We start from the raw sequence: 19,429 nt of genomic DNA, 5'->3' as shown, positions 1-19,429 counted from the left end.
GCCGGACGTGATTAGCCGAGCAGGCTGAACACGATAGCAGAGATGGCGATCAGACCCATCACAACCACGAACACGTTGCTGATGTGGCCGCTGTACTTGCGCATGGCAGGCACTTTACGGATGGCATACATCGGCATCAGGAACAGCAGCATGGCGATGATTGGGCCGCCCAGGGTTTCGATCATGCCCAGGATGCTTGGGTTCAGGGTGGCGACGATCCAGGTGGTCACCAGCATGAAGATAGCGGTCATGCGGTTCAGCTTGGCGGTGCTGACGGTTTTGCCGCGGCTCTTCATCGACTTGGCAACCAGGCCGTTGAAGCCTTCACGCGCGCCCAGGTAGTGGCCCAGGAACGATTTGGTGATGGCGACGAAGGCGATAACCGGCGCGATGTACTCGATCATCGGGTTATTAAAGTGGTTAGCCAGGTAAGACAGAATCGAGATGTTCTGCGCCTTGGCTTCCGCCAGGTTTTCCGGCGTCAGGCTCAGCACGCAACTGAACACGAAGAACATCACGGTCAGCACCATCATGATGTGTGCGTAGGCCAGAATGCGGGAGCATTTCTTCTCGGCGTCTGCGCCGTACTCTTCGCGTTTGGCGACGGCGAAGGCGGAGATGATCGGCGAGTGGTTGAAGGAGAACACCATTACCGGGATCGCCAGCCACAGGGTCATGATCAGGCCGTGGCCCATGCCGGTACCGCTGCCGGACAGCGACACGTTTTCGAAGATGGCGCCGGTCCAGTTAGGGATCAGATACACCGCCAGCAGCATCAGCACCGCGACAAACGGGAAGACCAGGATGCTCATGGTTTTCACGATGGCCTGCTCACCGAAGCGCACGATGGTCATCAGGCCGACGATCAGGATCAGCGACAGGATGGCGCGCGGTGGCGACGTCATACCCAACTGGTGGGTGATGAAGCTGTCGACGGTGTTGGTGATCGCCACGCTGTAAACCAGCAGAATCGGGTAGATGGCGAAGAAGTACAGCAGGGTGATCAGTTTACCGGCGGTGATGCCGAAGTGCTCTTCTACCACGGCGGTGATGTCTTCACCGGGATTCTTGCCGGACAGAACGAAACGGCACAGGCCGCGGTGGGCAAAGAAGGTCATCGGAAAAGCGATGATGGCCATGATGATCAGAGGAATCAAACCGCCGATGCCGGCGTTGATTGGCAAGAACAGGACGCCTGCGCCGATGGCGGTGCCGTACAGGCCCAACATCCACATGGTATCCGTTTTACGCCAGGTACTGCTGGAGCCCGAGGCCGCAGAGGCAATTGTGCCGGTCTGTGTAGTGTCCATAAATATCTCCGAAGTGAACACGAATTTAAAATTAAAAGGCAAAACTTAAGGTTAAACCGTCAAACGTCCTATTCAGGCAACGCTTGCGGTAAGAATCAGGTGTTGCTTGCGGGGATGTTTTGGCGTCCCCCTGGTTGTTTATTGCGTTCATTACCAAGGCACAGCGCCGGGTAATTCACTAAAGACTTTTCACCGTCACGGGCGATAAAAGTCGTTACCACTGCCGATAGGTCTTTGCCTGTCGATTTTTGTTGGCGGCAAGATAACGATTTACAGTAGAAACAACCGTGATCCTGCTCTCAAATGCGTAATATGTGCAGTTATCTGCTTTTTTATCGATTTTTCGCGCATTTGTTGCACATTTGTGTAAGATTTTGTGCTGAGAACGCTCTCATAATAATTTCTGCGATTATGCGGTTTGTACAATAATTAGCCGGATAAAGCGCTGTGCTCAGCAGCAAGCCGAGCAATATATTTTATGCGTGGTTTTGGATCTAGCGAAAAACCCGGATTAAGCAGTTTTAGTGATGTGGATCACATTGTATTTTTAAGTAAAATTTCATTCATCAATTTGTTTTTAAATGGTTTTTAATGAAAATCGCCGTTAATAACGAAGGGAAATTACTTACGTGGTTAGCGGATAGAAATGCGTAACCATTCATCATATAAATAACAGATGCCTAACAGGTATTGGCGAGATTTGCTGCAACCGCTTAAACCGCCGTTTATTTAAACATCCCGACCTTTGGCGCGATTTATCATATAAAAGCCATAAATAGTCGTTAATTCACCCAGCCGACAGCGTGTTTAGCCTGCGAGAAAATAATCACTCGGGTGACCTGTTGCATTTTATTAACCTGATGTTGCGTGCGGATAAGCGAAAAACGCGAATCGATTGCGCATTATTTGTTCATTTTCGGGCGGGGAAAGAAGGGGATTGCAACGGTGCGCCGTCGGTTTCGACGGCGCAGAAGGCGGACTAATAGCGGGTAGCGATGGCGTTGTCGTTGAAGAACGCCATGAAGTCGGCGTCCGGCTGGCGGTCGCTGATCACCCGATCGAACTGCGTCAGCGGGCCGATGCAGGCCGGCTTGGTTTTGCCGAACTTGCTGTGATCCGCCACCAGGATCTTTTGCTGCGCCATCGCCATGGCGCGATGCTTCATCTCCAGCTCGTCGAAGTTGAAGCAGGTGGCGCCATGCTGCAGGCTGAGGCCGGCGGCGGAGATAAAGGCGATGTTCGGACAGATGTGATCGAGCTCGTTGCGGCCGCCGACGCTGGAAAAGATGTAGTTGTTCGGCTTGAACTCACCGCCGCACAGGACCACTTTGCAGTTCGGTTTGTCCTGCAGCGCCAGGAAGGTGTTCAGCGAGTGACACACGGCGGTGAAGATCAGCTCGTCGGCGATGGCGTCGATGATCGCCGGGGTGGTGGTGCCGCAGTCGAAAAACACCGTGTCGTTTTCATTGATCAACGGGGCCGCCAGCAGGCCGATGCGCCGTTTCTCCGTCACCTGCTTGGCTTTTTGATCGGAAACGAAGTAGTTGGTCACGCCGTTGCTGCGCGGATCGGTCACCACATAGCCGCCGAGCAGCACCACCGGCGCCGGTTCGGCGCTCAGATCGCGGCGAATGGTCATCTCCGAGACCCCAAGCAGCACGGCGGCTTCTTTCAGGTGGATCTTGTCAGCGCGTTTTAACGCCTGAACTAACCGGTTGATACGTTCTTCGCGCCGCGTTTCCATAGGTCCGTCTTCCCACAGGTAGTAGAGGTAAAGGGCGTGCCGGCGTTTCCGGCGTTAAACACAACGATGCGGGGCAATATCGGGCCGCATTGGCCGCCCGTATTGTCCCGCATCGTTGTGTATTGGCTGTGCCCGTCAGGGCATGCCGACGATCAGTAGCTGCCCGCCGCCGGCTGGGCGCCGGATACGATGGCGACGCCGGAGCTGGTGCCGATACGCGTGGCGCCGGCGTTGATCATCTTCTCGGCGGTGGCGCGATCGCGCACGGCGCCGGAAGCTTTCACGCCCATTTCGCTGCCCACGGTCTCGCGCATCAGTTTGACGTGCTCTTCCCGAGCGCCGCCGGTGCTGAAGCCGGTGGAAGTTTTCACGAAGGCCACATCGAGTTCGCGACACATTTCACAAACCTGGACGATCTGCGCATCGCTGAGCAGGCAGGTTTCCAATATTACCTTCAACGGGATCGCCGCGCAAACCTCGCGCACGGCGGCGATGTCGGCTTTCACTTCGTCCAGCAGGCCGCTTTTCAACCAGCCGACGTTGATCACCATATCGATCTCTTGCGCGCCGGCGGCGATCGCCGCTTTGGCTTCAAAGGCTTTGGCGACGGTCAGGCCAGCGCCCAGCGGGAAACCGATCACCGAGCAGACTTTCACGGTGCTTTCCTGCAGCAGCTGGGCCGCCAGCGGCACGTAGCCGGAGTTGACGCATACCGCATAGAAGTTGTGCTGCTGCGCTTCTTCGCACAGTTTGGCGATCTGCAGTTCGGTGGCGTCCATCGCCAGCAGGGTGTGGTCAACGTAGCTGGCGTAATCGATGTTTTCGGTGGTCATCGCGATTCCTTAGTGAGGTTAAGACAGTAAGCGGGATGGGTAATGTGAAAATAATAACATTCAGATGTCGATAAACCTAGCGATGTTTAAAAATGTCGACGAGATCGTCGCGAACAGGCCGTTATGCGTATAACTTAAAGGTGTGGTTTTGTTATTTAAATAACATTTAGCGGCTCGCGGCCTGCGCGGGCGCAACGTCGAGGGAAAAAAGATGAAGATCAACATCGATCTGGCTCCTGAAGCTTTCGGGGCGCAGCGGCAGGAACTGTTCCGCAACGCGGATTTCGCGGTGAGTGCGCATCGCTGCGCAAAATGCGGGCCGATGCTGACGCTGGCGAACAGCCGTGGCGCGCTGACGGTTTTACCGTATCAGGGCCTCGCGATCTGGGATGCTGAGTTTGACGGTTACTCACTGAAGTCGGGCCGCCGCAGCGTGCGGGGCGCAGGAAAAAAGCGCGCTGACGATGCCGCGTTCTATCCCGCCTGGTCGGGTCAGGATCCGGCGCCGCCACTGATGCAACGCGTGTGGCTGGAGCTGACGGGCGATGAGCTGACGTTGCATGGCGAAGGCGAGCGGTTGGGCGGGCGTTGGCGCATCGGCCCGGCGCTGCGTTTGGCAGCCCAGAGCGCGCAGTTCGCCATAGAGATGAAGGTCACTAACCTAGGCGAGCGGCCGCAGCCGCTGCCCTATGTGTGTCGCCTCAACTATGATTGCATTCCCGACGCGGTATTCCGCCAGAATCTGCCGACGCCGGCTTTGTTAGGGGATGCGATCGGGCAAGAACTGCTGTGCTCCGACGATCTGACGCGCTATGTGGATCAGGCCGAGTTCTTTATGCTGACGCCGCAAGGCCGGCGCTATGTGACGCGCTTCGCCACCGGGCAATTCAACTATGGTCTCCGGCGCATCGCCGTTCAGGGCAACCGGCGGCTGCTGGCCTTTGTTCAGCCGGCGAACTGCCGCCCGAATGCGCCAGAGGGTGAGGCGGGGGTGATGCTGGGAGCGGGAAAAACGCGTGCGTTCTGCGTGACCACCGGCGTGGTGTGAAATCACGGGGCGGTAATGCCCCGGTCATGTTGTACGGTTACTCTTTCACCCAGCCGCGGCGAATGGCGAAGGCGAACAGGAAACGATACAGGCGCGACAGCTTGTCGGCGAGGGGATCGCCGAACAGATTCCACACCAGCTGGGCGAACAGGCAGCCGACCAGGCCGAGCAGGAAACCGCCGACCATATCCAGCGGCCAGTGTACGCCGAGGTAAACGCGTGACCAGGCGATGCCGACGGCGACAATCATCAGCAGCGCACCGGACCAGACCCGGTGCCAGAACAGGAACGCCAGCGCAAAGGTAAAGATGGCGGTGCCGTGATCGCTCGGGAACGAGCTGTCCGGCGCGTGTGCCAGGAAGGTATACCCCATGCCGGCGACGAATGGGCGCTCATGCGGCAGCAGCGCGCCGATAGCGGAGGCGGCAAGCATGGCGAACAGCAGCGCGATCGTGGTTTTCGCCACCACTTCGCGCTGTGAAACCAGCTGGCTTTGCGGCCCCCACAGCCACAGGCCGACGATCAGCAGCGGCACGATAATGATCAGATCGCGCGCCAAAAAGGTGGCGAAATCAATCATCCACTCGGGAGACGCCGGGGTCGCATTGATCCAGGCGAAAAGAACATGGTTTAACTGCTCCATAACCGTTACCTCATCTTGCGGCACCAATAGCCGCTAACCATCCAATAAATAACCAACTGGCTTAACCAAACCCACCAACCCGCCCACAGGTTATGGGTAAGAAAATGTGCGCCGCGTATGATCTGACCAAAGCCCATCAACATGCCGAGCGCAATGCCGCCGCACCAGCACCACCAGGCCAGGCGCGGGCGCTGCGGATAAAACAGGAAAAACAACGCCATGACCGCGAAACCGCTCGAGGCGTGCCCGCCGGGGAAACAGCGGCCGGGGCCCGGCAGCGCCGGCACCGCACCGAACAATGGGAAGGACATCGCCTTGCCGCCGTACTCGATCAGATCCCACGGACAGGAGTGCGCGCTGGTGGCCTTGAGAATGCCCACTACCAACGGGCCGATCCCGAGAAGCAACATGCTGACGATCAGGCGCGCGCTGCGGCGATAGATGCCCCAAAACAGCGCCAGTACCGCCCCGACGATCACTATTTGCTTCAGCAGGCGGTGGTTGATCAGATCCAGCCAATCATTGTTTTGCCACGGGAAATGCCCGCTGGCGGCATCGTACCAAAGGTTGCTGATCGCCCAGTCCAGCTGTTCGCTGCGGGAGAGCCACAGGAACAGCAGGCCGCTGATCAGCAGGCCAAAAACCTGCCAACGGTAAAAGGATGCCGGCAGGGAGTAAAGGGCGGTTGTCTTAATTTGCGGTGCCGTTGAGGATTGATTTAATGACGATTCTGGATTCACGCGCAGGCTCGGTGGCAGGATTGAATAGCGCCACTGTAATCATTCCGTCTTAAGAAAACCTTAGTCCGCCGGTAAGAAAACCCTATCCGACGTTACCGCCTTCGGCTAAGGTAATCGTTTGCTTTTTTTGGGATGAGAGTGTGGTGATGAAGAATAAAGCGCGTGTCTTACTGTTGGCGGCCGCCGGTGCGGCCTTTTCTCCGTTGAGTTTTGGCCAACCTGCGGCCGCCGGGCCGATCGTGGTGCAGGGCGCCATGCCGGTAGAGGCGGAACGTTTCGCCCTGCGGTTGGAAAACCCGCGCGAGGAGCAGATCGGCGGCTGGCGCTTTTGGCACGGCACCGTAGACGGCTACCCGGTGGTGGTGTCGGAGACGCTGAAGGGCATGTCCAACGCCGCGGCGGCCACGGCGATCGCCGCCACGCAGTTCCGCCCGGTGGCGATCATCAACCAGGGCACCGCCGGCGGCCACGATCCTGCGCTCAAGGTGTATGACATCGTGCTGGGCAAATATTCGGTCAATCTCGGGGCGTTCAAAACGCCGGCCAAGGCGTTGGGGGCAGGCAGCGACTCGCGGCAGTGGCAGCCGATGGATCTGTTGGCTTCCAAAGGCAGCGCCGGCGAGGACAAAAAGGCGCACAGCCTGCGTCAGTTTCCCGCCGACCCCAACCTGCTGGCGATTGCGCAAAGCGTTAAGGGCGATTACCGACAGGGCAAGGTCGTGGAAGGGGTAATCGGTTCGGCCGACGTGTGGAACAGCGAGCTGGACCGCATTCGCTATTTCCACGACAGTTATCAGACTTCGGTCGAAGAGATGGAGACCGCCTCCGCCGCGCAGATCGCCGCCGAATTCAAGGTGCCGTTCGTCGGCATTCGCGTGTTGTCCAACAACATCACCAATCAGGGCAACTACGATCCGCAAACCGGGCTGGCATGCCAGGATTATGTCTATCAGGTGGTGAAGGCCTATGTTGCCAACCTGAAGAAACGCTGAGTCATTGCTCCGGTTAATCGACGATATCAGGCGATTGTCACTATTGAACGCCTATTGTAAAGAAGATTAAACCTGTGGCGGGCTTAGCTGTAGTGTATTAGTTTATAGGCGGATTATTTGACAACGTGTAGGGATAAAACATGAATAAGGCATCCGTTGTATTTTCCGGCCTGCTGATGGCCGTTTCCGCCGGCGCTATGGCGGCTACCTCTGGCGATGACGCGGATATCAGCAAACAGCCACTGGAAAAGGTCGCGCCTTACCCGAAAGCCGAGAAGGGCATGAACCGCCAGGTGATCTACCTGCCGAAGCAAGAACACGAAGAGAACTACAAAGTGGAGCTGCTGATCGGCAAGACGCTGGAAGTGGACTGCAACCGCCACATGATCGGCGGCACGCTGGAAACCAAAACCCTCTCCGGCTGGGGCTACGATTATCTGGTGCTGGAGAAGCTCTCTGAACCGGCCTCGACCATGATGGGCTGCCCGGACAACACTAAGACCAAGCAATTCATCGCCGCTAACCTGGGCGACGCCGCGATGCAGCGCTACAACAGCCGCCTGCCGATCGTGGTGTATGCGCCGAAAGACGCGGAAGTGAAATACCGCATCTGGAAAGCCGAAGATACCGTAAGCCAGGCCGAGCAGAAGTAATCGCCGCCTGACGCCGCTCCGCTTGCCCTGCGCGGCAGGCGGAGACTTTTCCCCGTTACGCTTTCTTTCCGCCCGCCAATACCGCCCGTTCGGTTTCTTCCCCCATGGCGATCAGCCAATCCAACACCGTTGAGAAGATCGCATCCTCCTGGCCGTCGGCCTGGGTCATCAGCACGTAATCCGTCCCGTCAGGCGCAAAGCCATATGGCGCCACCAGCGCGCCGTTGACGATGTCATCCGCCACCAGCGCCAACGGGCCGATGCCGATACCGGCGCCGGCGACCGCCGCCTGCAGGCTGAGATAGAAATGTTCGAAACGCAGCTCGTTGCCCGGCTGGATCTCGAAGCCGCTGTGGGCGCACCAGTCGCGCCAGGCGAACGGTCGCGTCTCGGTGTGGAGCAGGGTGCCGCGCAGTTCACGCCCCGCCGCGGCATGCTCCCGGCGGCATACCGGGCCGACCCGTTCTTTGAGGAACGGGCGGGCGACCACGTCGTCGGCGATCGGGAAATCGTTGCGGCGAATCGCCAGATCGATGCCTTCGCGCGAGAAGGCGACGGCGCCGCCGGCGGAGACCAGCTGCAGATCGCGCTCTTTCCCCACCGCCTGCTGCAAACCGGCCAGGCGCGGGATCAGCCAGCGGATCAGAAAGGTCGGCTCGCAGGAGATCACCAACGGGCGATTCTGATGATGCCGACAGGCGCGGTCGATCGCCGACTGCAGGTTGTCCAGCCCCCGGCCGATCTCGCTCGCCAGCTCTTGCGCCTGCGGCGTCGGATGCACCATGCGGCTGGTGCGCTGAAACAGCGCGAATCCCAAGGTTTGTTCGAATTCGCGCACCGCACGGCTGACGGCGCCGTCGGTGACGTTGAGAGATTTGGCGGCTTTCGACACGCTGCCGTACCGCACCGTAGCTTCGAAAGCCCGTAATACCGCCAGGTTAGGCAATCTTCGTTGACGCACTGCGCCCCCTTTTGATTGAGTTTTTATCAATCATCGATACTACGCAAATCGTTTTTTATTGCCAGCCAAATCCGCCAAAGTGTGCATCACTTTCCACTTACGGGTAACTGCGATGATTGCCATTCTCGCCGATGATCTTACCAGCGCGCTCGACGGCGCGGCCCCGTTCGCCGCGCGCGGACTGAGCGCCTGCGTCATGCTGCGCCTGCCCGATGCCGCGTTGCAGGGCGCGGAGATTGTCGCCTTCGATTTAGATTCCCGCTTCGTTTCGCCGGAGCAGGCGGAGCGGCGTTTTCGCCATGCCGCCGCCAGTGTGAAACCGGCGCGCCTCATATACAAAACGATCGATTCCACGCTGCGCGGCAATTTGGGGCCGGAAACGCGCGGGGCGCTGACGGGCAGCGGGCGCCGTCTCGCCATCGTTGCGCCGGCCTTCCCGGATGCCGGCCGCACCACGGTGGGCGGCCGACAATACGTCGACGGCGTCGCGCTGGAGCAGACCGCCTTTGCATGCGATCCGAAGAACCCGATCGTCACCGGCTACGTCATGGAGCGCATGGCGGGGCTGGAGCCGACGCGTTTTCAGGTATTCGACGCCGCAGACAACGGCGAGTTGGATGAGGTCGTGAGGCGGATCGGCATGGCCGAACCGGTGGTGTGGGTGGGATCGCCGGGCCTGGCGGCGGCGCTGTCGCGTGCGTTGCCCCCTGAGGAGAACGCGCCGCCCGCTCAACCGCCGCTGAGAGCCAGCAAAGTGCTGGTGGCGATTGGCAGCCTGCATCCGGCGAATGACGCCCAGCTGGCAAGCCTGCGGCAGGCGGGCGCGGTGCTGGTCACGGTGCCTGAAGCGGCCGATCCCGAGGCGGTAGCGCAAGAGGTGCGAGCGGCGTTTGCGCGTGCCGATGTGGTTTGCCTGATTTCGCCCCGGGCGCGAGCGGGTGCGGCGGACCATGCCGCTGTGCTGGGCGCGGTCGTCAGCCGTTGCACGCCCGCCTTCGACGGGCTGGTGGCGACCGGCGGCGATACCGCGCGGCGCATCGTCGACGCTATGGCGGCCGGCTCATTGACGCTGTTCGGCGAGGTGGAACCCGGCGTGCCTTTCGGGTTGTTAAATCTGCCGGGCCGCAGGCTGCCGTTCGCCACCAAGGCGGGCGGTTTTGGCCGGGCCGGTACGTTGTTGAACTGCGTAACCCGGTTGCGCGCTGACCGAGAAGGAGAAGAACAATGACCCTTTCCACCTTGCCGCTGGCGATAACGATGGGCGATCCCGCCGGCATCGGGCCGGAGATCATTGCCAAACTGGCGGCCACAGAGCGGTTGAGCACGCCTTATGTGGTGATTGGCGATGCCGGCGCACTGGCGCGCGCGGCGGCCAGTCTGGGGCTGACGCTGCCTATCCGCGAACTGCCCGCCTCGCTGGCGGGATGGGACGAAGCCTGGCTGCGAGGGGAGACCGCCGTCTATTCCGCCGGCGTTGCGCTGCCGGCGGACTTGCCCCTCGGCAGGCTCGATAAGCGCGCGGGCGCGGCGTCTTATGCCTGGGTGGTTGCCGCCATCGATCTGGCGCTGGCGGGGCGCATCGCCGGCATCGTCACTGCGCCGCTGAACAAGGAAGCGATGCGCCTGGCGGGGATCGATTATCCGGGGCACACCGAGATCCTGGCGGCGCGATCGGGCACCCAGGACTTCGCCATGATGCTGGCCAATGACGAGCTGCGGGTGATCCTGGTTTCCATTCACGTTTCGCTGCGGGACGCCATCGACGCGGCGACCGTGGAAAACGAGCTGCGCGCGTTTCATCTGGCGCAAACGGCCTGCCGGGCGTTGGGCATAGCGAAACCGCGCATTGCGGTGGCCGGCCTGAATCCGCACGCCGGTGAAAACGGCCTGTTCGGCCGCGAAGATCTTGACGTCATCGTGCCCGCCATCGCCCTGGCGCGGGAACAGGGGTTGGACGTCAGCGGCCCCTGGCCCGGCGATACCGTTTTCATGCGCGCCCGGCGCGGGGAGTTCGACATTGTGGTCGCCCAATATCACGACCAGGGCCTGATCCCGGTGAAATATCTCGGGGTGGATCACGGCGTTAACGTCACCGTCGGCCTGCCGTTTATCCGCACCTCGGTCGACCACGGTACGGCGTTCGATATTGCGGGCAGCGGACGGGCGGAACACGCCAGCCTGCTGTACGCCTTCCGGCAGGCGGAAAAAATGCTGCGCGCCCAATAACTCATATCACCTGAAGACAATAAGGAAACACCATGCACACACCCGAGTTTATTTTCATGCTGACGCGCAACGACAGCACGGTGCCCGATGCGCAAGCGCGGCTGCCAGAAGTGCTGGCTGCCGGCGTGAAGCATATCGGCTTTAAGGATATCGGCTTGCCGCTGGATCAACTCAAACAGTTGGCGCAGGCGATCCACGCCGGCGGCGCCACCGCGTACCTGGAAGTGGTCAGCCTGGATGAAGAAAGCGAGATGAATTCGGCGCGCGCGGCGCTGGAATTGGGCGTTGATGTATTGATGGGGGGAACGCGCCCGGAAAGCGTGCTGCCGATCCTTCGTCAGTCTGGCCTGCGCTACTATCCGTTCGCCGGCCGCATCAGCGGCCACCCCAGCGTGCTGGAAGGTGACATTGACGATATTGTCGCCAGCGCCCGCCAGCGCGCCGCTTTACCGGGCGTGACAGGGCTGGATCTGCTGGCCTACCGCTTTGCCGGCGACGTGCCGACGTTGATTCGGCGGGTGTGCGATGCGGTCGGCAAACCGGTTTATATCGCCGGGTCTATCGACCGGGAAGATCGCATCGCCGCCGTGGTGACGGGCAATGCGGTTGGTTTCACCGTCGGTACCGCGGCGCTGGACGGCGTGTTTCCCGCCGATAAGCCGGGGCTGACGGCGCAAATCAACGCGGTGAAATGCCTGATTGGCAATGTGATCCGCAAACTGTAACGCGTCTCCATTCGGTTCTTTCCAGGGCGATGGGGCGGTTATCTCATCCGTTGAATCATTAATTTGCATGGCTTCTCTTTTTTAATGCTCTTGCGAGCAGGCACGCCCTTGGGTGCTCGCCGACGTTTACCCGGCAACACAGTGTGATTGCCGCCAGATTCAATATATATAGAGGGAGTGAAAAATGATTAAAGGGTTAGGGAGTGCCGTTGTGGCGGTGAGCCTGTTGTTAACCGGCTGCGATACCTTCAGCCTGCTGCGCGATCAAAAGATCGCCGACGCTTTTCACGTCGGCGCCGACAAGCGCTCGGTCAGCCGGGATTTCGGCGCGCCGATCGCCACCCGGCCGACGCTGAACGGCCAGGGGGTGTGCCACGACTATAACCACCGCTTGCCGAACGGCACCGTGACGCCGTTCTACGTCGGCTTCAGAAACAGCGACGGCAAAGTGGTGGCCTTTGGCCCCACCACCTGCGGGGAAGCGCAGGCCAACGGCAACCTGAACAGTGATGAACCTATTAAACAGCGGTTCTAAACGGGTGCTGCTGCGCCGGCCTGGGGCCGGCGCAGCAAAAGCAGCCCAGCAACGTCGGGTGTGCCATTTTTCTTTTTCTCTATATCCCTTCTGATTCTCCGCCAGGCTTTTATCTGAGATTTATTTTCCTATGGCGTTTGCCAGACGCCGCTGCCGAAAAACGCCACTGCATGAATTTCCTCCACCGAGTGTTACGGTGTGAACAGCAAGACAACAAAGCAATCTTTGCTGAATTGTGCTAGTTTTTCGAACATTCACGGACATGCAGTGACCTGCAAGATAAGGATATCCAATGCGTTATCGTTCGCTAAATCTCGGCGAGGTGACAAGGAAAGGGGCCGGAACGCCGCCTCAGGGAACCGACGTACGGGCTGGTGCCGTATGAAGCTGCACTCTCTCTTTTCTGAACACACGGCGCCGGAAAGTTTCTCCCGGATACTCACCCCGACACAAGCTCGCCATGAGCTGGAACGGCATTATCTGTTCGGCGGCGCAGCCGGCATATCGATAAGCAGCCGGTATTCCATAACCCGTAATACTCAATCCGGTATTGGCGTCACCGGTTATCGTGAGGACGCGGCTGTGAAGCGCAGCGTGTTCGATGATCTCAATCGGGGCGGCTTGCTGGCGATTGATGAGGGAATGGGCGCCTGGACGCCGACCAAATACGCGTTTTACGTCGACGCGGAAGGCCGATTACAGCGCTATCCCGGCAGCTCTCTTCCTGCCTTTTACCCTACAGGGCGCGTGATCGCCCGCTATGAAGAAATGGTCAGCCGCTATGGCCGGCGGGCAAAACCGACGGTGCTGCCGGCGAGGCAGAATACGACCCGGAATCCCCCTCTGCAGCAAGCCATCGCTACCGCAGTGGCAACCGTTGCCGCCACGGTACAGGCCATCCGTCCGATGACCAAGGCAGAACGCTGGCAAGAACGCCAGTACCTGATAGGGCGAGGCAACCGCAGCATTTACCCGGATGCGCGCATGGCGGCACAGCGATTGGCGGAGAACAACGTCGCGGTCGAAAAGGCGAAGTTGGCTGAGAATGTTTACAAGACCACTAACCCGCTCAAGGACACGATAGACATCCCTGAGGGCTGGAAGGACATCAGTAACAATGATGGGGCGCTGGGCCGGCTTGGTTTGAGCAGTAACATGCTTTATGACAAACCAATGAATCCTGACTTTTTAGCCCGAGTTTATCAGCCAGACGAAAGTGTCTTTGGCAAGGCGATGAACCCGACGGTGGTATTCCGCGGATCGCGGGCACCAGAATTCCCGGAGGGAATAAGCCGCGCAACCCAAAAAGCCTTAATAAGGGGTGACTTATCAGGCATTAAAAATCTCAGTGACTGGAAAAACAACGGTGCTCAGGGAATAGGGCTTAATTCTGAATACTACAAAAAAGCGGTTGGTATTGGCGATAAAATTTCAAAGGTATCCAATATCGATGTTGCAGGTCACTCATTAGGCGGTGGCATGGCGTCTGCTGCCTCCATGGCCAGCGGCAAGCCAGCTTGGACGTTTAATGCCGCTGGATTGCATGCGGGAACCGTAGAAAAATACGGCGGCTCTATAATAGGCAGTGTCGATAATATTCAGGCGTATCGCGTGAAAGGGGAGCTGTTGACCAAGCTGCAGGAGGTTGATTTGTGGGAGGATGCCAAAGACCTCAAATTTTATCCGCCGGCGGTGATGGCGAAAGAACGGTTGTCCATGTTGGCGCCTGACGCCGTGGGAGTAAAACACACGCTTTCCGGTGGAACAGGCTCACTGCTGGATAAGCACGGTATAGATCAGGCGATACAATGCATTGAAAATGAAAAAAACGATGACATTGCCACAATCAAGGGAAGAATATGAAAAAACTTATTCTCATTATCACGATGGTAGTGTCTACGCTCATCATGCAGGGGTGCGAAAAAGGTATGGATTTACAACCGCAGGATTATTTTGACGGTCAGCAATTGGACATTGCCAAAGCCATTTATGATGGTGATAGGCCGCAGTTGGATAAACAGTTATCATCAGTAAACAAAGAGATCTTAAATCGTCCAGCTAAGGAAGAAATGACCTTATTGTTCTGGGCAATAAACAATGCCATCTATGATAAAACCACACCTGAAAGGCTGAAAATTATCACTGATTTGGTAAAAGCCGGCGCAGATCCTTTACAGCCTCAACCCAACACGCCAGGTAGCCCAGCTGAATTTGTTATGAAAGCGGATAAAGGTATCTGGATACAGGCTATGTTAGAGGGCGGACTTTCTCCAAATGCTAGGGATAAGGTTCATAATCAACCCATTATATTTAATAGCATCTTTGCAAAAAACACAGAAACATTAGAGGTCATGTTGGAGCATGGTGCGGATATAAATATAAGAAATTCACTGGGTGATACGCTGCTCATCGATGCTTTAGACTATCACTCCTATGACCACGTCATTCTTCTATTAGAAAAAGGCGCCGATAGCGATATAAGAGGCAACTCGGGTTGGACGATGGGCAATCAACTGCAACGGCTGATTAATAGGAGTCAGGACGGCAGTGAGGCGAAAGAGTCTCTTGAGCGCATCAGAGACGAGCTAATTAAGCGTGGCGGGAAATGGCCGCCTGCCCCGGTCAGTCAATAAACCGTCTCGCTGTAATACCAGAAAATTGGCACATGTTGTAAGGGTATTCTTACCGCAGAGGCATTGTCCACAGACGGTCGAGTTGCGAAAGTTTGCTTGGGTTGCGCACGATAAATACCTGAGCCAGTCGGCCTTCGGCATTCAAGCTGAGACTGACAGACGCCGTAATACGGCCTTGTTCGGATAGCAAGGCGCCTGGCACGCCATTGATGAGCGCGTGTTGCCAGAGATAGGCTCGCCAAAATACGGGCAATTTACCGCCGATAAATTCGAGCACGTCACGTTTGCCGACGAGTTCAGCCAGGTTGGCGGGCACTTTGCCGCCGCCGTCCGCACTGAGCTTAACGTCTTCGGACAACAGGGTCGAAAGCGGTTCGATATCTGCCGTTTCCACCGCCGTTTTGAAAGCGATAAGCAAGGCTTCCTGCCGCTCTGTGGGCTGGGTTTTACGCCCCTCTGGGCGGCCAACTTTTTCGCGCGCGCGTGACACCAGTTTACGACACGCCGTTTCTTCTCCACCTAATGTCATGGCGAGATCCGCGTAGGGCAAGTCAAAGATGTCATGCAGCAAATAGGCTGCGCGCTCGCGGGGAGTGAGTCTTTCGAGCAACAGCATAAAGGCCGTCGACAGCGACGATGAGAGTTCCAACGTTTGCTCGGGCGTTTTGGCTACGGCGGTTTGAATGGGTTCTGGTAGCCAAATACCGACATAATCGACGCGAGCCTGCTGCGCGGCGCGCAGCAGGTCAAGACAACGACGAGTGCAGACGGTGGTCAGCCAGGCAGCAGGATTCAGAATGCTGTGGCGATCCGCATTTAACCATTTGATATAGGTATCTTGCACGGCATCTTCCGCGTCGGCCAGAGAACCTAAAATACGATAGGCGAGGCCGATCAGAAGCGGTCTTCTCGATTCGAACAGTGCTGCATACTTGTCGTTTTTCATATTAGTGGCCGGAAATATGAATTCTATTCCACAGATTTATCATAGTGATATTTGCGGTTAGCGCGCTGATTTCTTCCTCGGAATAGTACGCGCGCAATGCCGCGCGCAGTGGGCCATACTCGGTATGGCGTTCAAGCCGCGTTAACGCTTCTGTCCAGGCAAATGCGGCGCGCTCGCGAGGCGTGAAATCATCAACGTGTTCCCATACCACCAGCCTGTCCAGACGTGCGTTGGTTTCACCGTCCTCACGCGCTTCTTTGGTATGCATCTCGACACAGTAACCGCAGCCATTGATTTGCGAAGCGCGCAGGAGGACGAGATGGTAGATCTTGCGCTCCAGATTGTGCGCGTCGATAGCGCCATGCACTTTCAGCAGCGCGGAAAAAACGTTGGCAATGGTTTGCGCATGATTGACAGGGTCGGTATTCACTGGCGTAGTCATAAGAACTCCTCATTTATCGGGTTAACACATATAGATGACGAATGAGAAGAGGGATGTGTGACCGAACCACAGCAAAAATGTGCATTTCGGGGTCGTGGGCCGTTGATGTAATACGTTTTTCAGGCAACAAAAAACCCGATAATCTTGAACCTAAAAGGCGGGATTATCGGGCTCCACAAAATGGGGACATCAAAGAAAAGCAGTGGCACTAATTCAGACTGCTGCCCCCAACGAAAGTTCTGGCCGGCGACAAAAAAATCAAAATATTTTTATCGCCGAACCATCTCTCCCGCTAATCGATCAGCCGAGTATCCCTGGCCATAGCACCACGATGAGTGAACCCGCCAGCGTTAACAGCACGTTAGCGATGGCGTAGGTGCCGGCATAGCCCAGCGCCGGGATATTGCTGCGCGCGGTGTCGCTGATGATCTCCATCGCCGGCGCACAGGTACGGGCGCCCATGATGGCGCCGAACAGCAGGGCGCGGTTCATGCGCAGCACGTAGGCGCCGAACAGGAAGCAGATAATCACCGGCACCAGGCTGACGATCAGCCCGGCGATCAGCATCTGGCCGCCGACCGCGCCCAGGCTGTGGCCGATGCCGGCGCCGGCACTCAGGCCCACGCCTGCCATAAACACCATCAGGCCGAATTCTTTCACCATGTTCAGCGCGCCCTGCGGAATGTAGCCGAAGGTCGGGTGGTTGGCGCGCAGGAAGCCGAGCATGATGCCGGACATCAGCAGGCCGGCGGCGTTGCCGATGCCGAACGAGAAGTTACTGAACTGAATGGTGATCTGGCCGATCAGCAGGCCGATGATGAAGAAGGCGCAGAACGCCAGCAGGTCGGTCACCTGGCTGTGGATCGAAATAAAGCCAATCTTCTCCGCCACGCTCTTCACCCGGCGCGCGTCGCCGCTCACCTGCAGCACGTCGCCTTTGTTAAGCACGATGCTGTCGTCGATCGGCATTTCGATCTGGCTGCGGATCACGCGGTTGAGGAAGCAGCCGTGGTCGGTCAGCTTCAGCTGGCTCAGGCGCTTGTTCACCGCGTTGCTGTTCTTCACCACGATCTCTTCGGTGACGATGCGCATGTCGAGCAGATCGCGATCGAACACTTCCTTGCCGTTGCGGAAGCTCGGATCCAGCCGCGCGTGGGCGTCCGGGTAGCCGACCAGCGAGATTTCGTCGCCCACCTGCAGCACCGCGTCACCGTCCGGGTTGGCCAGAATGCCGTTGCGGCGGATGCGTTCGATGTAACAGCCGGTCTGGCGGTAGATGCCCAGTTCGCGCAGGTTCTTGCCGTCGGCCCAAGCCACCAGTTCGGGGCCGACGCGGTAGGCGCGGATCACCGGCAGGTAGACCTTGCGCTGGCTGTCGGTGTCCAGGCCGCGTTCGCGGGCGATCTGCTGGGCAGAGGTGGATAGGTCCTGGTGCTGCAGCTTCGGCAGGTAGCGCGCGCCGAAGATCAGGCTGACCAGACCGATCAGGTAGGTGAGGGCGTAGCCGAGGCTCAGATGATCCTGCGCCGCCAGCAGCGCCGGGCCGTTGACGATGGTGTTGCGCAGCGTATCGCCGGCGCCCACCAGCACCGGCGTCGAGGTCATCGAGCCGGCCAGCATGCCGGCGGTCAGGCCGATGTCCCAGTGGAACAGTTTGCCGAGACCGATGGCGATCACCATCGCCGAGCCGACCATCACCAGCGCCAGCATCAGGTAGTTTTTGCCGTCGCGGAAGAAAATCGAGAAAAAGTTGGGCCCGGCTTCCACGCCCACGCAGAAAATAAACAGCATAAAGCCGAGATTCAGCGCCTCGGTGTTAATGGCGAAGTGTTGCTGGCCGAGCAGCAGCGAAACCACCAAAACGCCAATGGAATTACCGAGTTGGACGGAGCCCAGACGGAGTTTACCGAGGCACAGCCCCAGTGCGAGTACCACGAACAGTAACAGAATGTAGTTACCGTTTAACAAACTAGCGACGTTTATGTTCACGGAGGATAACTTATTGTTTACCAGTAAGTGCTTGATATAGATAACTATAAGAGATAGATTCAGCCTTAAAACGACGTTATAAATCACCACCAGCGGAAGGCAAAGCGAACCATCGTTCGGCGGCGTTCATTCTAGACGCTATGACCGATGACAGCCAGCACAGAAAGCTGATTTCCTGCGCCGCCGTGCGCATTTAACTCTCTTTTGACCAAGGAAAAAATTCGGTTCAGCGTCACCGCGCGGGTGAGCGGTCCGATTTCTATTGATGCGGTAATTGGGCGGGGGAGAATTCGCATGACGAGTTATAGATATTGGCTGGGCATTCTCAGCTGTTTTCTGTTGTTCAGCCTGGTGTTTCTCGGCCAGCAAACCGGCCTGTTCGGCAGCACGGATCATGAGCACCACGGCGAAACCGGTCTGCTGCTGTTTGTGATCCCCGGTGCGATCGCCAGCTATCTGTCGAGCCGCAAGCGGCTGCTTTGCCCGCTGCTCGGCGCGCTGTATGCGCTGCCGCTGTGTCTGCTGATCCGCCATTTCTGGCTGACGCCGTCCTCTTCGTTCTGGCAGGAGCTGGCGTACGCCACCAGCGCGGTGTTCTGGTGCGTGTTCGGCGCGATGCTGATGCTGTTCGCCCTCGGCCTGTTGCAGACGCTGCAGCAGCTGCACCGGCGGCAGCGGCAATAAAAAAAGGCGCGTTAAGCGCCTTTTTTGTCTTTGTCGTTCAAAAACTTACTGGAACAGGTTCAGGTGTTCTTTGGCGTAAGCTTCGAAATCGGTGCAACCGCCGATGTGCTTCTCATCCAGGAAGATCTGCGGCACGGTTTCAACCGGTTTGCCGACGGTTTTTTCCAGATCGGCCTTGGTGATACCTTCCGCGTGGATGTCAACGTAACGGAAGTTGAAATCGTCGCGTTCTTCAGTCAGTTTTTCCGCCAGTTCTTTAGCGCGGACACAATAAGGACAGCCAGGACGCCCGAAGATTACTGCAAACATGCAACGCTCCTTAATT

The 19,429-nt window shown here is 58.0% G+C and carries 20 protein-coding genes; 10 read left to right on the top strand and 10 right to left on the bottom strand.

Going from position 1 to position 19,429, the window contains the following annotated elements; translation table 11 throughout:
- Positions 1-11: 11 nt before the first annotated feature.
- The 3 genes from ACSBQQ_RS10285 to deoC form a co-directional block, all read right to left on the bottom strand.
- On the bottom strand, positions 12-1,310 hold the full coding sequence (locus ACSBQQ_RS10285; RefSeq protein ID WP_004938697.1) for an HAAAP family serine/threonine permease: 1,299 nt from the start codon (positions 1,308-1,310) through the stop codon (positions 12-14).
- 979 nt (positions 1,311-2,289) lie between these two features.
- Positions 2,290-3,054, bottom strand: coding sequence for a DNA-binding transcriptional repressor DeoR (deoR, locus tag ACSBQQ_RS10280; protein ID WP_033646689.1), 765 nt, complete (start codon positions 3,052-3,054; stop codon positions 2,290-2,292).
- 152 nt (positions 3,055-3,206) lie between these two features.
- Positions 3,207-3,887 (bottom strand): deoxyribose-phosphate aldolase, encoded by a 681-nt coding sequence (gene deoC / locus ACSBQQ_RS10275; RefSeq protein ID WP_033637798.1) that lies wholly within the window; start codon positions 3,885-3,887, stop codon positions 3,207-3,209.
- Positions 3,888-4,098: 211 nt separating this feature from the next.
- On the opposite strand from deoC, the gene ACSBQQ_RS10270 reads away from it, so the two are divergent.
- On the top strand, positions 4,099-4,935 hold the full coding sequence (locus tag ACSBQQ_RS10270) for a hypothetical protein (RefSeq protein ID WP_033646685.1): 837 nt from the start codon (positions 4,099-4,101) through the stop codon (positions 4,933-4,935).
- A 37-nt stretch (positions 4,936-4,972) separates the two neighbouring features.
- On the opposite strand, the gene ybjG is transcribed toward ACSBQQ_RS10270, so the two are convergent.
- Complete coding sequence (ybjG, locus tag ACSBQQ_RS10265) at positions 4,973-5,578, bottom strand: undecaprenyl-diphosphate phosphatase (protein ID WP_033646683.1); 606 nt, start codon at positions 5,576-5,578, stop codon at positions 4,973-4,975.
- Positions 5,579-5,583: 5 nt separating this feature from the next.
- A complete protein-coding gene (locus ACSBQQ_RS10260; RefSeq protein WP_060428356.1) occupies positions 5,584-6,318 on the bottom strand; it encodes a phosphatase PAP2 family protein in 735 nt (244 codons plus the stop codon).
- Positions 6,319-6,464: 146 nt separating this feature from the next.
- Between ACSBQQ_RS10260 and ACSBQQ_RS10255 the strand changes: the two genes are divergently transcribed.
- Together ACSBQQ_RS10255 and eco are read left to right on the top strand one after the other, a co-directional pair.
- Entirely contained in the window at positions 6,465-7,310 is an 846-nt protein-coding gene (locus tag ACSBQQ_RS10255) for a 5'-methylthioadenosine/S-adenosylhomocysteine nucleosidase (protein ID WP_033646681.1), read from the top strand.
- 140 nt (positions 7,311-7,450) lie between these two features.
- The gene (eco, locus tag ACSBQQ_RS10250; protein ID WP_033637803.1) at positions 7,451-7,963 is read left to right on the top strand and encodes a serine protease inhibitor ecotin; all 513 of its coding nucleotides are present in this window, start codon (positions 7,451-7,453) and stop codon (positions 7,961-7,963) included.
- A 55-nt stretch (positions 7,964-8,018) separates the two neighbouring features.
- On the opposite strand, the gene ACSBQQ_RS10245 is transcribed toward eco, so the two are convergent.
- Entirely contained in the window at positions 8,019-8,924 is a 906-nt protein-coding gene (locus ACSBQQ_RS10245; RefSeq protein ID WP_053091702.1) for a LysR family transcriptional regulator, read from the bottom strand.
- Positions 8,925-8,982: 58 nt separating this feature from the next.
- On the opposite strand from ACSBQQ_RS10245, the gene ACSBQQ_RS10240 reads away from it, so the two are divergent.
- The 6 genes from ACSBQQ_RS10240 to ACSBQQ_RS10215 all read left to right on the top strand — a co-directional run bounded on the left by ACSBQQ_RS10240 (position 8,983) and on the right by ACSBQQ_RS10215 (position 15,043).
- Positions 8,983-10,152 (top strand): four-carbon acid sugar kinase family protein, encoded by a 1,170-nt coding sequence (locus ACSBQQ_RS10240; protein ID WP_133306279.1) that lies wholly within the window; start codon positions 8,983-8,985, stop codon positions 10,150-10,152.
- Positions 10,149-11,150 (top strand): 4-hydroxythreonine-4-phosphate dehydrogenase PdxA, encoded by a 1,002-nt coding sequence (gene pdxA / locus ACSBQQ_RS10235; protein ID WP_033646678.1) that lies wholly within the window; start codon positions 10,149-10,151, stop codon positions 11,148-11,150. Before ACSBQQ_RS10240 ends, pdxA begins: the two co-directional genes overlap by 4 nt.
- Before the next feature lie 32 nt (positions 11,151-11,182).
- Positions 11,183-11,875, top strand: coding sequence for a 4-hydroxythreonine-4-phosphate dehydrogenase (locus ACSBQQ_RS10230; protein ID WP_033646677.1), 693 nt, complete (start codon positions 11,183-11,185; stop codon positions 11,873-11,875).
- Between the two features lie 184 nt (positions 11,876-12,059).
- Entirely contained in the window at positions 12,060-12,410 is a 351-nt protein-coding gene (locus ACSBQQ_RS10225; RefSeq protein WP_130042894.1) for a hypothetical protein, read from the top strand.
- Between the two features lie 381 nt (positions 12,411-12,791).
- Positions 12,792-14,273 (top strand): hypothetical protein, encoded by a 1,482-nt coding sequence (locus ACSBQQ_RS10220; protein WP_033646675.1) that lies wholly within the window; start codon positions 12,792-12,794, stop codon positions 14,271-14,273.
- On the top strand, positions 14,270-15,043 hold the full coding sequence (locus tag ACSBQQ_RS10215) for an ankyrin repeat domain-containing protein (RefSeq protein ID WP_025302229.1): 774 nt from the start codon (positions 14,270-14,272) through the stop codon (positions 15,041-15,043). The genes ACSBQQ_RS10220 and ACSBQQ_RS10215 overlap by 4 nt, the downstream gene beginning before the upstream one ends.
- 49 nt (positions 15,044-15,092) lie before the next feature.
- On the opposite strand, the gene sigJ is transcribed toward ACSBQQ_RS10215, so the two are convergent.
- The 3 genes from sigJ to ACSBQQ_RS10200 form a co-directional block, all read right to left on the bottom strand.
- A complete protein-coding gene (sigJ, locus tag ACSBQQ_RS10210) occupies positions 15,093-15,989 on the bottom strand; it encodes an RNA polymerase sigma factor SigJ (RefSeq protein ID WP_060428358.1) in 897 nt (298 codons plus the stop codon).
- 1 nt (position 15,990) lies between these two features.
- Positions 15,991-16,431, bottom strand: coding sequence for a carboxymuconolactone decarboxylase family protein (locus ACSBQQ_RS10205; protein WP_049213125.1), 441 nt, complete (start codon positions 16,429-16,431; stop codon positions 15,991-15,993).
- Between the two features lie 300 nt (positions 16,432-16,731).
- Positions 16,732-18,420 carry an aspartate:alanine antiporter gene (locus tag ACSBQQ_RS10200; protein WP_004938680.1) on the bottom strand — a complete coding sequence of 563 codons (1,689 nt, stop codon included), beginning with the start codon at positions 18,418-18,420 and terminating at the stop codon, positions 16,732-16,734.
- A gap of 294 nt (positions 18,421-18,714) precedes the next feature.
- Between ACSBQQ_RS10200 and ACSBQQ_RS10195 the strand changes: the two genes are divergently transcribed.
- Positions 18,715-19,104 carry an inner membrane protein YbjM gene (locus tag ACSBQQ_RS10195; RefSeq protein ID WP_033637808.1) on the top strand — a complete coding sequence of 130 codons (390 nt, stop codon included), beginning with the start codon at positions 18,715-18,717 and terminating at the stop codon, positions 19,102-19,104.
- A 45-nt stretch (positions 19,105-19,149) separates the two neighbouring features.
- On the opposite strand, the gene ACSBQQ_RS10190 is transcribed toward ACSBQQ_RS10195, so the two are convergent.
- Positions 19,150-19,413, bottom strand: coding sequence for a GrxA family glutaredoxin (locus tag ACSBQQ_RS10190; protein WP_004938676.1), 264 nt, complete (start codon positions 19,411-19,413; stop codon positions 19,150-19,152).
- Positions 19,414-19,429 lie beyond the last annotated feature (16 nt).

The organism is Serratia sp. G204Y (assembly GCF_051172435.1).
GTDB classification, from domain to species: domain Bacteria; phylum Pseudomonadota; class Gammaproteobacteria; order Enterobacterales; family Enterobacteriaceae; genus Serratia; species Serratia sarumanii.
Note: the sequence above shows the minus strand (reverse complement) of the source record. Positions and strands in the feature narration are given on the sequence as shown.

Bases quoted from the DNA above. Each gene is read 5' to 3' on its own strand.
- ACSBQQ_RS10285 (WP_004938697.1), bottom strand. From the start codon at position 1,310: ATGGACACTACACAGACCGGCACAATTGCCTCTGCGGCCTCGGGCTCC.
- deoR (WP_033646689.1), bottom strand. From the start codon at position 3,054: ATGGAAACGCGGCGCGAAGAACGTATCAACCGGTTAGTTCAGGCGTTA.
- deoC (WP_033637798.1), bottom strand. From the start codon at position 3,887: ATGACCACCGAAAACATCGATTACGCCAGCTACGTTGACCACACCCTG.
- ACSBQQ_RS10270 (WP_033646685.1), top strand. From the start codon at position 4,099: ATGAAGATCAACATCGATCTGGCTCCTGAAGCTTTCGGGGCGCAGCGG.
- ybjG (WP_033646683.1), bottom strand. From the start codon at position 5,578: ATGGAGCAGTTAAACCATGTTCTTTTCGCCTGGATCAATGCGACCCCG.
- ACSBQQ_RS10255 (WP_033646681.1), top strand. From the start codon at position 6,465: ATGAAGAATAAAGCGCGTGTCTTACTGTTGGCGGCCGCCGGTGCGGCC.
- eco (WP_033637803.1), top strand. From the start codon at position 7,451: ATGAATAAGGCATCCGTTGTATTTTCCGGCCTGCTGATGGCCGTTTCC.
- pdxA (WP_033646678.1), top strand. From the start codon at position 10,149: ATGACCCTTTCCACCTTGCCGCTGGCGATAACGATGGGCGATCCCGCC.
- ACSBQQ_RS10230 (WP_033646677.1), top strand. From the start codon at position 11,183: ATGCACACACCCGAGTTTATTTTCATGCTGACGCGCAACGACAGCACG.
- ACSBQQ_RS10225 (WP_130042894.1), top strand. From the start codon at position 12,060: ATGATTAAAGGGTTAGGGAGTGCCGTTGTGGCGGTGAGCCTGTTGTTA.
- ACSBQQ_RS10220 (WP_033646675.1), top strand. From the start codon at position 12,792: ATGAAGCTGCACTCTCTCTTTTCTGAACACACGGCGCCGGAAAGTTTC.
- ACSBQQ_RS10215 (WP_025302229.1), top strand. From the start codon at position 14,270: ATGAAAAAACTTATTCTCATTATCACGATGGTAGTGTCTACGCTCATC.
- sigJ (WP_060428358.1), bottom strand. From the start codon at position 15,989: ATGAAAAACGACAAGTATGCAGCACTGTTCGAATCGAGAAGACCGCTT.
- ACSBQQ_RS10205 (WP_049213125.1), bottom strand. From the start codon at position 16,431: ATGACTACGCCAGTGAATACCGACCCTGTCAATCATGCGCAAACCATT.
- ACSBQQ_RS10195 (WP_033637808.1), top strand. From the start codon at position 18,715: ATGACGAGTTATAGATATTGGCTGGGCATTCTCAGCTGTTTTCTGTTG.
- ACSBQQ_RS10190 (WP_004938676.1), bottom strand. From the start codon at position 19,413: ATGTTTGCAGTAATCTTCGGGCGTCCTGGCTGTCCTTATTGTGTCCGC.